Genomic DNA, 13,143 nt, shown 5'->3' with positions numbered 1-13,143 from the left:
GGAGTCTCCTAGGGGGTGAACAGGAACAGGCTGCGGCCGGCCCGGTGGAAACCGCTCTCGTCCACCAGCATGTCGAGGGCGAGGGTGGCCAGGTCGTCGGCGAAGGCGTCGACGAACGGATCCTTCTCCATCGACACGATCTTCAGGCTGGAATGACACTCGGGGCAAGTCTCCGCCTTCACTGCGGGATGCGGATTGCCTTGGTCGTTGGCGAGGCCCTGGTAGGCGATGTCGCGGGTGTTGTGGCAGGGCACGCACTTGATACGCGTCACGTGCCATTCGCAAGCGCACAGGCTGCAGGCGGCGTAGCGCACGCCGTGGCCGGCGTCGCCGATGCGCACGATGGAGGCCACCGGGTGGGAGCCACAGGCGGGGCACAGGCTGTCCTCGAAGCCGGCCGGGATGTCGCCGATCTGCAGGGCCTGTACACGGGCGGTCCACAGCATCTGCAGCGCGGCGCCGATCAGCGGCGCGAGGGCCAGTTCAAGCGGGTTGGAGAGGTCTTCCTCGCAGCGCAGGATGGCGCGGGCGAGGGCGTCGAGGCGCTCGGTGGGGACGTCGGCCAGTTCGGCGATGGCGTTCTGCAGGCCGGCCGGCGCGTAGGGGGCGACATCGGCGGCGAGGGCTTGCAGCACGTCCTGCCAGCCGGCGGGGAGTTCGGCGCCGTGGGCGTCGAGGGGCGGCATGCCGTGCTGGCGGCAGCGTTCCAGGTAGGCGGCGTCGGGGCGGGGGGCCGCGCCGAGCTTATCGAGCCGGCTCTGCTGGGCGTCGGCAAGGCGGGCGGCGAAGCGCAGGAAGTCGGCCATCGCGTGGCCATCGGCCAGGGTGCGCAGGCGGGCGGCACGCTCGGCGAACAGGCGCGGGGCGGGCAGGCGGTTGGTGCTGCCGTCGCTGCCGGCCTGGGTGGCGATTTCCTCGGGGGAAAGCAGTTTCTGCATGGCGATCCAAAAAGTGCGGGGCCGGGCTTGGAGCAGGCCCCGTCGAACAGGGAAATTCGGCTGCGGGAGCGGCCGGAACCGCCCCCGCAGGGATGCGTTACTTGCCGGTTACCTGACGATACCAGGCACGGTGATGCTGCTTGGCCCAGGCGCGGGTCACGGTACCGTACAGCATGGCCCGGATGGTGCCGCGTACCCAGATCGCCGCATACACGTGCACGATGATCGCGATGATCATCAGCGCCGCGAAGGCGGCGTGCAGCAATGCGCCGGTGCGGATCACGCCGATCGGGAAGTAGGCCGAGAAGTACGCCCGCCAGATGACGATGCCCGATGCGAAGAGCACCAGCATGGCAGCCCCGAGGAACCAGAACAGCAGCTTCTGGCCCCCGTTGTACTTGCCCATTTCCGGCATGTTGTGGTCGTCGCCGTCCACCATCTCCTTGGCCCGTTTGACCCATTCCCAGTCGGTCTGGGTCATCTGGTTGAGATGCTTGAAGCGGAAGAACATCACCACGAAGAACAGCATCATCACGACGCCCACGAAGGGGTGCAGGATGCGCGTCCATACGCCGCCGCCGAACAGGCCGGTGAGCGGGAACAGGGCCGGATGGAAGAGGGCCAGGCCGGACAGCGCGAGCAGGATGAAGCAGATGCCCACGACCCAGTGGTTGGCCCTTTCGGACGCGTTGTAGCGTTTCAGGTCGGACGGATCGCGGATCATTTTTCGGCCTCCAGTTCCTTCTCGACTTCGGCTTCGACTTCCTTCGACACTTCGTTCGGACCCTTCATCACGTAGTGGAACAGGCCGCCCAGTGCCGCGACGGCGATGCCGGCCATGGCCAGGGGCTTGGTGAAGCCTTTCCACAGGGATACGGTGGGTGCGATCGTCGGGTCGTTCGGCAGGCCGCTGTACAGGCTCGGCTTGTCGGCGTGGTTGAGCACGTACATGACGTGCGTGCCGCCCACGCCGGCCGGGTCGTACAGGCCGGCGTTCTTGAAGCCCCGCTCCTGCAGCTCGGCGACGCGCTCCTCGGCCAGCTCCTTCATGTCTTCCTTGGAGCCGAAGCTGATGCTGCCGGTCGGACAGACCTTCACGCAGGCCGGCTCGAGCCCGACCGCGACGCGGTCGGAGCACAGCGTGCATTTGTAGGCCTTGCTGTCCTTCTTGGAGATGCGCGGCACGTTGAACGGGCAGCCGGTCACGCAGTAGCCGCAGCCGATGCAGTTTTCCTGGTGGAAATCCACGATCCCGTTGGCGTACTTGATGATGGCGCCCGGCGACGGGCAGGCCTTCAGGCAGCCCGGGTCCTCGCAGTGCATGCAGCCGTCCTTGCGGATCAGCCACTCGAGGCCGCGTTCTTCCGATTCGACCTCGGCGTAGCGCATGACCGTCCACGACTGGTCGGTCATGTCCGTCGGGTTGTCGTAGGTGCCGCCGCAGCTGCCGACTTCATCGCGCAGGTCGTTCCACTGCATGCACGCCACCTGGCAGGCCTTGCAGCCGATGCACTTGGAGACGTCGATGAGCTTGGCGACCTCGATGGTCTTGCGCGCGTGGGGGGGCTCGGTGGTCGTGGCCGAGCGCTTGGCGATATCCAGTGATTGCAGTGCCATGGTGCGTTCCTCAGGCTTTCTCGACGTTGACCAGGAAGGACTTGAACTCCGGCGTCTGGGTGTTTCCGTCTCCCACGAAAGGCGTCAGGGTGTTGGTGATGAAGCCGTTCTTGGCGACCCCCTTGAAACCCCAGTGGAGCGGAATCCCGACGTGGTGGACGATCTTCCCGTCGACCTTGAGGGGCTGGATGCGCTTGGTCACCACCGCCACCGCCTTGATGTAGCCGCGGTTGGAGCTGACCTTGACCCTGTCGCCGGCCTTGATGCCCTTCTCCGCGGCCAGCGCTTCGCCGATCTCGACGAACTGCTCCGGCTGGATGATGGCGTTGGACTCGACGTGCTTAGTCCAGTAGTGGAAGTGCTCGGTGAGCCGGTAGGTGGTGGCCGCGTACGGGAACTCCTTGGCCTTGCCGAAGGCTTCCATATCGCCCTTGAACACCCGCGCGGCCGGGTTGGACGTGGCCTTGGGGTTGTTGGGGTGCATCGGATTGACGCCGATTGGCGTCTCGAAGGGCTCGTAGTGCTCGGGGAAGGGGCCTTCGTTCATCATGCCACGGGCGAAGAAGCGGGCCACGCCTTCGGGATTCATGATGAAGGGGCTCATGCCGTCCTCGGGGGCGGAGTCCACCTTGAAGTCGGGCACGTCGGAACCCACCCATTTGCCCTGGGCGCCATCCCACCAGACCTGCTTGCGCTTCGGGTCCCACGGCTTGCCGGACGGGTCGGCGGCGGCGCGGTTGTAGAGGATGCGCCGGTTGGCCGGCCACGCGAAGGCCCAGCCGAGGGTCTGGCCGTTCTGGTACGGGTCGGCGTTGTCGCGTCGGGCCATCATGTTGCCCTTCTCGGTCCACGCCCCGGTGAAGATCCAGCAGCCCGATGCGGTGGAGCCGTCGTCCTTCAGCTGGGCGAAGGAGTCGAGCAGTTCGCCGGCCTTCCTGACGACCTTGGTTGGGTCCTTCGGGTCGAACTGGTCGGCGAAGGTCTTGCCGTTGTACTCCTTGGCCAGCTCTTCGGACGAGGGCTCGTGGGGCACCTTGTAGCCCCAGGTGAGGTTGAGGATCGGGTCCGGGAAAGCGCCGCCGTCCTTCTTGTACATCTCCCGCAGGCGCAGGAAGATGCCGGCCATGATTTCCGGGTCGCCCTTGGCCTCGCCGGGGGGCTCGGCACCCTTCCAGTGCCATTGCAGCCAGCGGCCGGAGTTGATGATTGCCCCGTCTTCCTCGGCGAAGCAGGTGGACGGCAGGCGGAACACCGTGGTCTGGATCTTGGCCGGATCCACGTCGTTGAACTCGCCGTAGTTCTGCCAGAACTCCGAGGTCTCGGTGGCCAGCGGGTCGATGATCACCAGGAACTTCAGCCTGGACAGCGCCGCGCCGACCTTCGCCTTGTTGGGGAAGGAGTTCAGCGGGTTGAAGCCCTGGGCCACGTAGCCGTTCATCTTGCCCTGGTGCATCAGCTCGAAGACCTGCAGCACGTCGTAGGTCTTGTCCAGCTTGGGCAGGTAGTCGAAGGCCCAGTTGTTCTCCCTGGTGGCGGCCGCGCCGTACCAGGCCTTCATCAGGCTGACGTGGAACTTGCCGTAGTTCTGCCAGTAGGACAGCTGGCCCGGGCGCATCGGCTTGGGTGCGCGCTTGGCGATGTACTGCTCGTAGTCGGTTTCCTTCTCGCCGGGCAGCGTCATGTAGCCGGGCAGCAGGTTGGACAGCAGGCCCAGGTCGGTGAGGCCCTGGATGTTGGAGTGGCCGCGCAGGGCGTTAACGCCGCCGCCGGAGCGGCCGATGTTGCCGAGCAGCAGCTGCATCATTGCCGCGGTGCGGATGATCTGCGAGCCGACGCTGTGCTGGGTCCAGCCGAGGGCGTAGAGGATGGTCATCACCCGGTCCGGCGTGTGGCTGGAGGCGAGCAGCTCGGCTACCTGCAGGAACTTGGCCTTCGGCGTGCCGCAGATGTTCTCCACCACGTCGGGTGTGTAGCGGCTGAAATGGGCCTTCATCAGGTTCCACACGCAGTGCGGGTCCTGCAGGCTCGGGTCGGTCTTGACGTAGCCGTCCGCGCCCATCTGGTATTCCCAGCTGGCCTTGTCGTACTTGCGCTTGTCGGCGTCGTAGCCGGAGAAGAAGCCTTCCGCGAAGGCGAATTCCTCCTTCACGAGGAAACTCATGTCGGTGTAGGACTTGATGTAGTCCATGTGCACCTTGTCGTTGGTGATCAGGTAGTTGATCACCCCGCCGAGGAAGGCGATGTCGGTGCCGGTGCGGATCGGCGCATACAGGTCGGCCAGCGCGGCGGACCGCGTGAAGCGCGGGTCCACGACGACCAGGCGGGCCTTGTTCTTGGCCTTCGCTTCGGTCACCCATTTGAAGCCGCAGGGGTGGGCTTCGGCGGCGTTTCCGCCCATGATCAGGATCACGTCCGCATTCTTGATGTCGGTCCAGTGATTGGTCATGGCTCCGCGGCCATACGTCGGGGCAAGACTTGCCACCGTCGGGCCGTGTCAGACACGCGCTTGGTTATCGAATGCGAGCATCCCCAGGCTGCGCACCACCTTGTGGGTGATGTAGCCGGATTCGTTGCTGGAGGCGGAGGCGGCGAGGAAGCCGGTGGTAAGCCAGCGGTTCACCGTCACGCCGTCGGCGTTCTTGGCGATGAAGTTGGCGTCGCGGTCTTCCTTGATCAGCTTGGCGATGCGCCCGTAGGCCTCGTCCCAGCTGATGCGTTTCCATTCCTTGCTGCCCGGTTCGCGTACTTCCGGGTACTTGAGGCGGTTTTTACTGTGCACGAAGTCGAGCAGGCCGGCGCCCTTCGGGCACAGGGTGCCGCGGTTGACCGGATGGTCGGGGTCGCCCTCGATGTGGATGATCTCGGCGTGGGCGTTTTTGGCCCCGTCGCCCAGGCTGTACATGATGATGCCGCACCCGACCGAGCAGTACGGACAGGTGTTGCGCGTTTCGGTGGTGCGCGAAAGCTTGAAAGTGCGGACTTCGGCGAGGGCCGCGGTGGGCGAGAAGCCCATCGCGACCAGACTCGAGCCCGTCAAGCCCCCGGCGGCCACCTTGAAGAACTGGCGCCGTGAGAGTTGCATAATGACTCTTCCTCCTCCGGTTGTTGTGAAAACAGAGCGTCTGTAAACACTGCAATCCCTGCGCCAGGGTTGGGTTCGAGAGGAATCAAGGACTTGAAAGTCTTCTTCGCGCTTTCTCGGGACATTCTGTCCACCCGCTGGACAAAATGTCCATCTGCGCCGCAGCAAGCTCCGATGACGTCCGGGAATCCGCCTCGCTGCAGGCCTCCTGCGAGGTTCTCAGCCCCTTCACTGATCCCTTCCCGCTCGTTATAGTCCGCCCCGCGGTCTGTGTACCGCTTTGGGTTTTTCCGCGGGATCGCGTGCAGCCATCCCGCCCATCAAGCCGGGGCCGTCCTCCCCCGTCCCGGCGGCTGGTGTCCGCTGGACGCCGTATTGAGGAGCCATTCATGCCTTCCGTGCCGTTTTCCCGGCGCGCGCTGCTGCGCGCCTGTGCCGTTTCCGCCCTGTCCGCCGTCGCCGGCCTGCCGGCCCTGTCCCACGCCGAAGACGTGCTGCGCGTGTCGGCGATTCCCGACGAGGCGCCCACCGAGCTGCAGCGCAAGTTCGCGCCCCTCGGCGCCTACCTGGAACAGGAGACCGGGATGAAGGTCAGCTTCGTGCCGGTGACCGACTACGCTGCCGTCGTCGAAGGCCTGGCCACCCGCAAGCTCGACCTGGCCTGGCTGGGCGGCTTCACCTTCGTGCAGGCCAAGATCCGCACCAACGGCACGGCCGTGCCGCTGGTGCAGCGGGTCGAGGATTCGAAGTTCACGTCGAAATTCATCACCGCCAACGACAACATCAAGAGCTTCGCCGACCTGAAGGGCAAGACCTTCGCCTTCGGCGCGCCGTCGTCCACCTCCGGCCACCTGATGCCGCGCTACTTCCTGAGCCAGGAAGGCCTCAACCCGGACAAGGACTTCAAGAACGTGGCCTTTTCCGGCGCCCACGACGCCACCGTGGCCTTCGTGCAGGCCGGCAAGGTGGACGCCGGCGTGCTGAACGCCTCGGTGTGGGACAAGCTGGTCGAGCAGAAGAAGGTGGACACCACCAAGGTGCACGTCTTCGCCACCACGCCGACCTACTTCGACTACAACTGGACGGTGCGCGGCGACCTGGATCCGAAGATCCAGGCCAAGATCGCCCAGGCCTTCCTGAAGCTCGATCCGGCCAATCCGGCCCACAAGGAAATCATGGCCCTGCAGCGCGCCAGCAAGTTCATCCCCACCAAGGCGGAGAACTACAAGGGCATCGAAGCGGCCGCCCACGCGGCCGGCCTGCTGAAGTAAGGCCGCAAGCCGGCCAGGGCGATCGGCGGGGCGAGTCTGCGGCTCAGCGTGTCGGCTGAGTCCGTCCGGGCAATGCACTGGCTCGAACGGAACGTGCTCCCCCGCACTTGCACCGGCCGGTGGATACAAGGATCACCATGGGTTTTTCCCTCGAAGGCGTCGGGCTGACCCACGCCAACGGTTTCCGCGCGCTGCGCGGCATCGACCTGCGCATTGCGCCCGGCGAGCGGGTGGCGCTGATCGGTGCGTCGGGCGCCGGCAAGACCACGCTGCTGCGGGTGCTGGCGGCCTCCCTGCGCCCCGGCGAGGGGCGGGTGAAACTGCTCGACGGCGAGCCGTGGGCCTGTGCGCCGGCCGCGCTGCGCAGCCTGCGCGCGCGCATCGGCCTGGTGCACCAGTCGGCGCCGATCCCGCCGCGCCAGCGGGTGGTCAGCGCCGTGCTGGCCGGCCGCCTTGGCCAGTGGCCGCTGTGGAAATCCCTCGCCTCGCTGGTGCTGCCGGTCGATCCGGACGGCGCCCGCGCCGCGCTGGCCCGCCTGGATCTCGCCGAGCGCCTGTACGACCGCTGCGACCGTCTGTCCGGCGGGCAGCTGCAGCGGGTCGCGCTGGCCCGCGTGCTGTACCAGCAGCCGGACCTGCTGCTGGCCGACGAGCCGGTGTCGGCGATGGACCCGGCCCTGTCCGAACTCACCATCGCGCTGCTCAACGAAGAGGCGACCCGCCGCGGCGTGACGCTGGTGGCCAGCCTGCATGCGGTGGACCTGGCGCTGCGCCATTTCCCGCGGGTGGTCGGCGTGAAGGACGGCGCGATCCTGTTCGACCTGCCGGCGGCGCAGGTCGGCGACGCCCTGCTGCGCGAGCTGTATGCCGCCGAAGGCGGGCTGCCGCTGGTCGGCGGCCTGCGCGCGCCGGAGCCGGCCGAAACCGCCGGCGAACTGCCGCCGCTGCGCTGCGCATGAGCACCGCCGTGCGCGATCCGGCCGCCTTGCCGCGGCTGGGCTGGACCTTGGCGGTGCTGGTGCTGCTGTGGCCGCTGCTGCGCCTTACCGATTTCCACCCGGCGGCCTTGTTCGAGGCCGGCAACCTGACGGCGATGGGCAATTTCCTGGCCGGCTTCCTGCCACCGGAAACCTCGCCGGACTTTTTGTCCCTGCTCGGCAAGGCCACCGTCGAGACGCTGGCGATGGCCACCGCCGGCATCGCGCTGTCGATCCTGCTGGCGGTGCCCTTGGGCCTGGTGCTGACCCGCAGCCTGTCCATCGCCCGCCTCGGGCCGGGCCGGCGCGGCTGGATCGGCCAGCTGCTGCGTGCCGTGGCGCGGGCGCTGCTGGCCGTGCTGCGCGGCGTGCCGGAACTGGTGTGGGCGCTGCTGTTCGTGCGTGTCTTCGGCCTTGGCGCGGCGGCCGGCGTGCTGGCGCTGGGCATCACCTACGGCGGCATGCTCGGTAAGGTGTATGGCGAGATCCTCGAATCCACCGACGCCCGCCCCGCGCGCGCGTTGCTGGAGGCCGGCAGCGGCCGCCTGGCGGCGCTGTGCTACGGCCTGCTGCCGAATGCGGCGCGCGAGCTGGTGTCCTACACCGTCTATCGCTGGGAATGCGCGGTGCGCGCGTCGGTGGTGATGGGCTTTGTCGGCGCCGGCGGGCTCGGCCAGCTGATGGACCAGTCGATGAAGATGCTCAACGGCGGCGAGGCGGCCAGCATCCTGGTGACCTTCCTGGTGCTGGTGGTGGCGGCCGACGGTCTTTCGGAACTGCTGCGGCGGAGGTTGGCATGAGGGCCGGGGTGTCCTTCGGTGGTCTGCTGGCGGTCGTGCTGGTCGTGGCGGCGGTGGCCGGCAGCTTCGCCTATCTCGACATGCCGCTGGGCGCGCTGTTCACCGGTGCGGCAGCGGGGGAGATTGCCGATTTCGTCGGGCGTTTCTTCCCGCCTGAGCTGGGGCCGGATTTTCTCGCCAAGGTCGGCTGGGCGGCGCTGGAGACGCTGGCGATCTCGCTGGTCAGCACCGTGCTGGCGGCGGTGGCGGGCGCCGTGCTGGCGTTGCCGGCGGCCGGGCGCCACGGTGTGGCCGGGCGGGCGGCGGCGCGTTTCGTCCTCAACTTGCTGCGTTCGGTACCGGAGCTGGTGTGGGCCACGCTGATGGTGCTGGCTGCCGGCCTCGGGCCTTTTGCCGGCACGCTGGCGCTGGCGCTGCACACCACCGGCGTGCTCGGCCGCCTGTTTGCCGAGGCGCTGGAAAACACCCCGCCGGAACCGGCGGAAGCGCTGGCCGGTACGGGGGCGCCGTCCCTGGCGGCCTTTGTGTACGGCACCTTTCCGCTGGTCGCCGCCCAGTGGCTGGCCTACGCGCTGTACCGCTGGGAGATGAACATCCGCATGGCGGCGATCCTCGGCTTCGTCGGCGCCGGTGGGCTCGGGGCGCTGCTCTACTTCAGCTTGTCCCTGTTCCACGAAGCCGAGGCCAGCACGGTGATCCTCGCCATGCTGGCGATGGCGGTCGCCGTGGATGGCGCCAGCGCCTGGCTGCGGCGGGCGTCGGCCTAGCCGGCAGACGGGCTGCTGCCCGGTTCGATGCGCCGGGCGGTGAAGCCGGGGGCCGACGGGGTGTCGGCGTAGCGGGCTTCGCAGCGCAGGTGGATGGTGAAGCAGGCGCCTTCGCCGGGACGGCTGCTGACCTCGATGTGGCCGCCGTAGCGTTCGACGATGGCGTAGCTGATCGACAGGCCGAGGCCGGTGCCGGAACCCTTCTTGGTGGTGAAAAAGGGGTCGAAGATGCGTGACAGGTCTTCGGCGGCGATGCCGTGGCCGGTGTCGCAGACGGCGATCGCGGCGCCCTGGGTGTCGCCGTGCTCATCGGCCCAGTCGCGGGTGCTGATGCTGAGGGTGCCGCCGTCCGGCATCGCCTGGATCGCGTTGACGATGAGGTTGATCAGCACCTGCTGGAGTTCGCTGGTGTTCACCTCGACGCGGCAGGTAGCCGTGTTGTCCACTTGCACGGCGATGTTGCGGCGATCGAGGTTGTGGCGGGTCAGCACCAGGCAGTCGGCGATCACGGTGGCGGGGGCGATGGCCTCGCTGTAGCCGGCGAACTCGCCGGGCCGCGCGAATTGCAGCAGCTTGGTGACGATCAGCCAGATGCGGTGGGTCTGCTCGTGGATCAGGCGGATCTCCTCGCGCACCGGTTCGGCGGCGGGGCCGAGAATTTCCTTCAGCACGTCCAGGTTGCCCTGGATGACCGCCACCGGGTTGTTGATCTCGTGGGCAACGCCGGCGGTGAGCTCGCCGATGGCGGCCAGCTTCTCGGTCATCGCCAGGTGGCGGCGGGCCTGTTCGAGGGTGGCCAGGGCTTCCTGCAGGGCCTGGGTGCGCTCGGCCACCTTGCGGTCGAGTTCGTCGCCCCAGCGCTGCAGTTCGGTGCGGCGGGCGGCCAGGTTGTCGAGGAGGTCGTCGAAGGCGGCGGCGAGCAGGCCGATCTCGTCGCGGCTGGCCACCGGGCCGACGCGGGCGTCGGCGTCGCCGGCGCCGATGCGGCGGATCGTCGCATCCACCTGTTCGAGCGGCTTGAAGATGCTGCGCGCCCAGCGCAGGGACAGCACGCAGCCGCCCAGGCTGACGCCGACGAAGACGACGAACAGGGTCAGCAGCGCGTTGCGCATGGCGACGCTGAATGGCGCTTCGAGGAAACCCACGTAGAGCATGCCGACCCGCTCGCCGAAGCTGTCCACCACCGGCTCGTAGCCGGATACGTAGTAGTCGTTCACCACGAAGGCGGTGTCGAGCCAGGTCTTGCCGTCGTTCAGGACGTGGTTGCGCACCGCCTGCGAGGCACGGGTGCCGAGGGCGCGCCGTTCGCCGAACAGGCGCACGTTGGTGGCGATGCGGGTGTCGCCGAGGAATAGCGTGGCGGTGCCCTGGCTGCCCAGCGGCAGCGTGCCGTCCCGGTAGATGATGGCATTGAGGCTGTCCACCAGATTGGTGTTGCCGTTGAGCAGCACGCCGCCTTCGAGTACGCCGACCAGCCGGTCGCGGCCGTCGCGCACCGGGATCGCGGTGTGGATCAGCAGGCCGCGGTTTTCCTCGCGGCGCTTGTCCGGCGCGGCGTTGGCGGTGGGGAGCAGCGGCAGGCGGCAGCGCTGGGCGAGGGCCGGGTCGATGGCGGCGAGGTGGTCGGCATCGAAGACGTCGATGGCGGTGAAGGGGGAGCCGGCCAGCGCGGCGTTGACCACCGGCCAGGCGGTCCGCCGGGCACGCGGCAGGTTTCCGGGCAGTGGGTGGCCCAAGGGCTGGCCGTGGGTGTCGAGCAGGAACAGGAAGTCCAGCCCGGCTTGGCGGCGCGCCTCGTCCAGGTAGCCGGCGAGGGCGTCCGGCGTGTCGGCGGCCATCGCCTGGGACAGGCGCTGGGAGCCGGCGACGGCGCCGAGATCCACCGCCACCGTGTGCTGCATGCGGCCGAAGTACTCGTGGGCGGTGACCAGATCGGAGCCGACCTTGTAGCTGAGCAGCCGGTGATAGCCGTCGTTGCCCCACAGCCACACCAGTCCGAGCAGGATCGGCACGCCGAGGAACAGCGGGGCCAGCACCATGGCCAGCAGCTTGGCGCGGACGGAGCCGGCGAAGCGCGCGAGGAGCGGGCGGATCATCGTTTTGCGGCAGTGGGCGTCAGGCCAGGCCCCATTCGACGGCCTTGCGGTCGAGGGTCTTGCGCGACACGCCGAGCAGCGCCGCGGCGCGGGTCTTGCTGCCGCCGCACTGGTCGAGGACGGCGAGGATGTGGCGCTTCTCGATTTCGGCGAGGCTCAGCGGCAGCGGCTCGACGAAGCCCGGCGCCTGGCTGTCGGCCGGCAGGCCGCCGAGGATCAGCGAGCGCTCGATGAGGTTGCGCAGTTCGCGTACGTTGCCGGGCCACGCGTAGGCGGCCAGCCGGGCCAGGTCGGCCTGGGCCAGGGGCAGCGGCGGCAGGCCCAGGCGGCTGGCCAGCTGGGCGTTGAAATGCAGGGCCAGTTCGGCGATGTCCTCGCGGCGTTCGCGCAGCGGCGGGATCGCCAGCGTGACCACTTCCAGGCGGTAGAACAGGTCCTGGCGGAAGCGCCCGGCGGCCACTTCGGCGCGCAGGTCGCGGTTGGTGGCGGCCACCACGCGGACGTCCACCGGTACTTCGGCCTCGCTGCCCACCGGGCGGATGCGCCGCTCTTCGAGTACGCGCAGCAGCTTGGTCTGCATGGCCAGCGGCAGCTCGCCGATCTCATCGAGGAACAGGGTGCCGCCGTTGGCGTAGTGGAACAGGCCGCGGCGCGCTTCGCGGGCGCCGGTGAAGGCGCCGCGCACGTGGCCGAACAGCTCGCTCTCCATCAGCTCGGCGGACACCGCGGCGCAGTTGAGGGGCACAAAGGAGCGCTCGGCGCGGGGGCTCATCTGGTGCAGCGCGCGGGCGGTGACTTCCTTGCCGACGCCGGATTCGCCGAGGATCAGCACCGTGGACGGGGTTGGCGCGACGCGGTGGATCAGCTCCGACAGGCGGCGCATGGCCTCCGAGTGGCCGACCATGCCGTCCACCAGCCCGCCGAGGCCGGCCACCTGGCGCTGCAGCACGAAGTTCTCGCGGTCGAGGCGGGCGCGTTCGAAGCAGCGCTGCAGGGAGTTGACGATCTGGTCCACGCGAAAGGGCTTGAGGACGAAGTCGGAAGCGCCGGCGCGCAGCGCGTCGATGGCGGTCTCGATGTCGGCGAAGGCGGTGATCAGGATCACGTCGCCGGCGAAGCCGTCGTTTTTCAGGCTGCGCAGCCATTCCATGCCGGAGCGGCCGGGCAGCGCGATGTCCAGCACGATGGCGTCGAAGTGGTGCTGCTGCAGGCGCTCCATGCCTTCTTCCGCCGAGCCGGCGGTGTCCACGCGGCAGCCGCGGGCGCGTAGTGCCCGTTCGAGGAAGTTGCGTACGCCGGCTTCGTCGTCGACGACCAGTACGGCGTAGTCCGACCAGGCCGGTTCGCGGCCGGAGGGAGGAGGGGAGGCGGGATCGGTCAAAGTGGGCGGCGGCGGGGTCATCGCCCGATTTAACCACGCGGCCGGCGGCGCTGTCAGGGCGGGGCTGTTCTGTTTCGATGCACTTTTTTGGTAATACCGGCCTTCAGTGTGGACAATAATTGCCGACATAGCCTCTGGCCCTGCCCGCTCGTGCGCCCTGCGTACCCGTCCGGCGGGGCCACGTTATTGGAACCCGTACTTATGAAGGGCAAGG

Annotated in this window: 10 protein-coding genes; 4 read left to right on the top strand and 6 right to left on the bottom strand. The window is 68.2% G+C overall.

Translation table 11 applies throughout. The annotated features are described in order from the left end of the window. Window positions 1-8: 8 nt before the first annotated feature. From fdhE to fdnG, 4 genes are all read right to left on the bottom strand, one after another. Window positions 9-938, bottom strand: coding sequence for a formate dehydrogenase accessory protein FdhE (fdhE, locus tag AC3QL2_RS10975; protein WP_493234426.1), 930 nt, complete (start codon window positions 936-938; stop codon window positions 9-11). A 97-nt stretch (window positions 939-1,035) separates the two neighbouring features. Then, window positions 1,036-1,662 carry a formate dehydrogenase subunit gamma gene (locus AC3QL2_RS10970; protein WP_493234425.1) on the bottom strand — a complete coding sequence of 209 codons (627 nt, stop codon included), beginning with the start codon at window positions 1,660-1,662 and terminating at the stop codon, window positions 1,036-1,038. After that, the gene (gene fdxH / locus AC3QL2_RS10965) at window positions 1,659-2,555 is read right to left on the bottom strand and encodes a formate dehydrogenase subunit beta (RefSeq protein ID WP_493234424.1); all 897 of its coding nucleotides are present in this window, start codon (window positions 2,553-2,555) and stop codon (window positions 1,659-1,661) included. Before fdxH ends, AC3QL2_RS10970 begins: the two co-directional genes overlap by 4 nt. Before the next feature lie 10 nt (window positions 2,556-2,565). Beyond that, window positions 2,566-5,637 carry a formate dehydrogenase-N subunit alpha gene (fdnG, locus tag AC3QL2_RS10960; protein ID WP_493234423.1) on the bottom strand — a complete coding sequence of 1,024 codons (3,072 nt, stop codon included), beginning with the start codon at window positions 5,635-5,637 and terminating at the stop codon, window positions 2,566-2,568. A 389-nt stretch (window positions 5,638-6,026) separates the two neighbouring features. Here fdnG and AC3QL2_RS10955 point away from each other — a divergent pair, with 389 nt between their 5' ends. The 4 genes from AC3QL2_RS10955 to phnE all read left to right on the top strand — a co-directional run bounded on the left by AC3QL2_RS10955 (window position 6,027) and on the right by phnE (window position 9,452). Next, window positions 6,027-6,908, top strand: coding sequence for a putative selenate ABC transporter substrate-binding protein (locus AC3QL2_RS10955; protein ID WP_493234422.1), 882 nt, complete (start codon window positions 6,027-6,029; stop codon window positions 6,906-6,908). A gap of 137 nt (window positions 6,909-7,045) precedes the next feature. Beyond that, window positions 7,046-7,867, top strand: a complete 822-nt coding sequence (locus AC3QL2_RS10950) for a phosphonate ABC transporter ATP-binding protein (protein WP_493234421.1) — start codon at window positions 7,046-7,048, stop codon at window positions 7,865-7,867. Continuing rightward, window positions 7,864-8,685 (top strand): PhnE/PtxC family ABC transporter permease, encoded by an 822-nt coding sequence (locus AC3QL2_RS10945; protein WP_493234420.1) that lies wholly within the window; start codon window positions 7,864-7,866, stop codon window positions 8,683-8,685. The genes AC3QL2_RS10950 and AC3QL2_RS10945 overlap by 4 nt, the downstream gene beginning before the upstream one ends. Next, entirely contained in the window at window positions 8,682-9,452 is a 771-nt protein-coding gene (phnE, locus tag AC3QL2_RS10940; RefSeq protein WP_493234419.1) for a phosphonate ABC transporter, permease protein PhnE, read from the top strand. Before AC3QL2_RS10945 ends, phnE begins: the two co-directional genes overlap by 4 nt. Here the strand turns inward: phnE and AC3QL2_RS10935 are convergent. Beyond that, on the bottom strand, window positions 9,449-11,548 hold the full coding sequence (locus AC3QL2_RS10935; protein ID WP_493234418.1) for a sensor histidine kinase: 2,100 nt from the start codon (window positions 11,546-11,548) through the stop codon (window positions 9,449-9,451). The genes phnE and AC3QL2_RS10935 overlap by 4 nt on opposite strands. A gap of 19 nt (window positions 11,549-11,567) precedes the next feature. Then, complete coding sequence (locus AC3QL2_RS10930; RefSeq protein ID WP_493234417.1) at window positions 11,568-12,950, bottom strand: sigma-54-dependent transcriptional regulator; 1,383 nt, start codon at window positions 12,948-12,950, stop codon at window positions 11,568-11,570. Between the last annotated feature and the right edge of the window lie 193 nt (window positions 12,951-13,143).

The organism is Zoogloea sp. GW822-FHT05C07, assembly GCF_058800215.1.
Note: the sequence above shows the minus strand (reverse complement) of the source record. Positions and strands in the feature narration are given on the sequence as shown.

Bases quoted from the DNA above. Each gene is read 5' to 3' on its own strand.
- fdhE (WP_493234426.1), bottom strand. From the start codon at position 938: ATGCAGAAACTGCTTTCCCCCGAGGAAATCGCCACCCAGGCCGGCAGC.
- AC3QL2_RS10970 (WP_493234425.1), bottom strand. From the start codon at position 1,662: ATGATCCGCGATCCGTCCGACCTGAAACGCTACAACGCGTCCGAAAGG.
- fdxH (WP_493234424.1), bottom strand. From the start codon at position 2,555: ATGGCACTGCAATCACTGGATATCGCCAAGCGCTCGGCCACGACCACC.
- AC3QL2_RS10955 (WP_493234422.1), top strand. From the start codon at position 6,027: ATGCCTTCCGTGCCGTTTTCCCGGCGCGCGCTGCTGCGCGCCTGTGCC.
- AC3QL2_RS10950 (WP_493234421.1), top strand. From the start codon at position 7,046: ATGGGTTTTTCCCTCGAAGGCGTCGGGCTGACCCACGCCAACGGTTTC.
- AC3QL2_RS10945 (WP_493234420.1), top strand. From the start codon at position 7,864: ATGAGCACCGCCGTGCGCGATCCGGCCGCCTTGCCGCGGCTGGGCTGG.
- phnE (WP_493234419.1), top strand. From the start codon at position 8,682: ATGAGGGCCGGGGTGTCCTTCGGTGGTCTGCTGGCGGTCGTGCTGGTC.
- AC3QL2_RS10935 (WP_493234418.1), bottom strand. From the start codon at position 11,548: ATGATCCGCCCGCTCCTCGCGCGCTTCGCCGGCTCCGTCCGCGCCAAG.
- AC3QL2_RS10930 (WP_493234417.1), bottom strand. From the start codon at position 12,950: ATGACCCCGCCGCCGCCCACTTTGACCGATCCCGCCTCCCCTCCTCCC.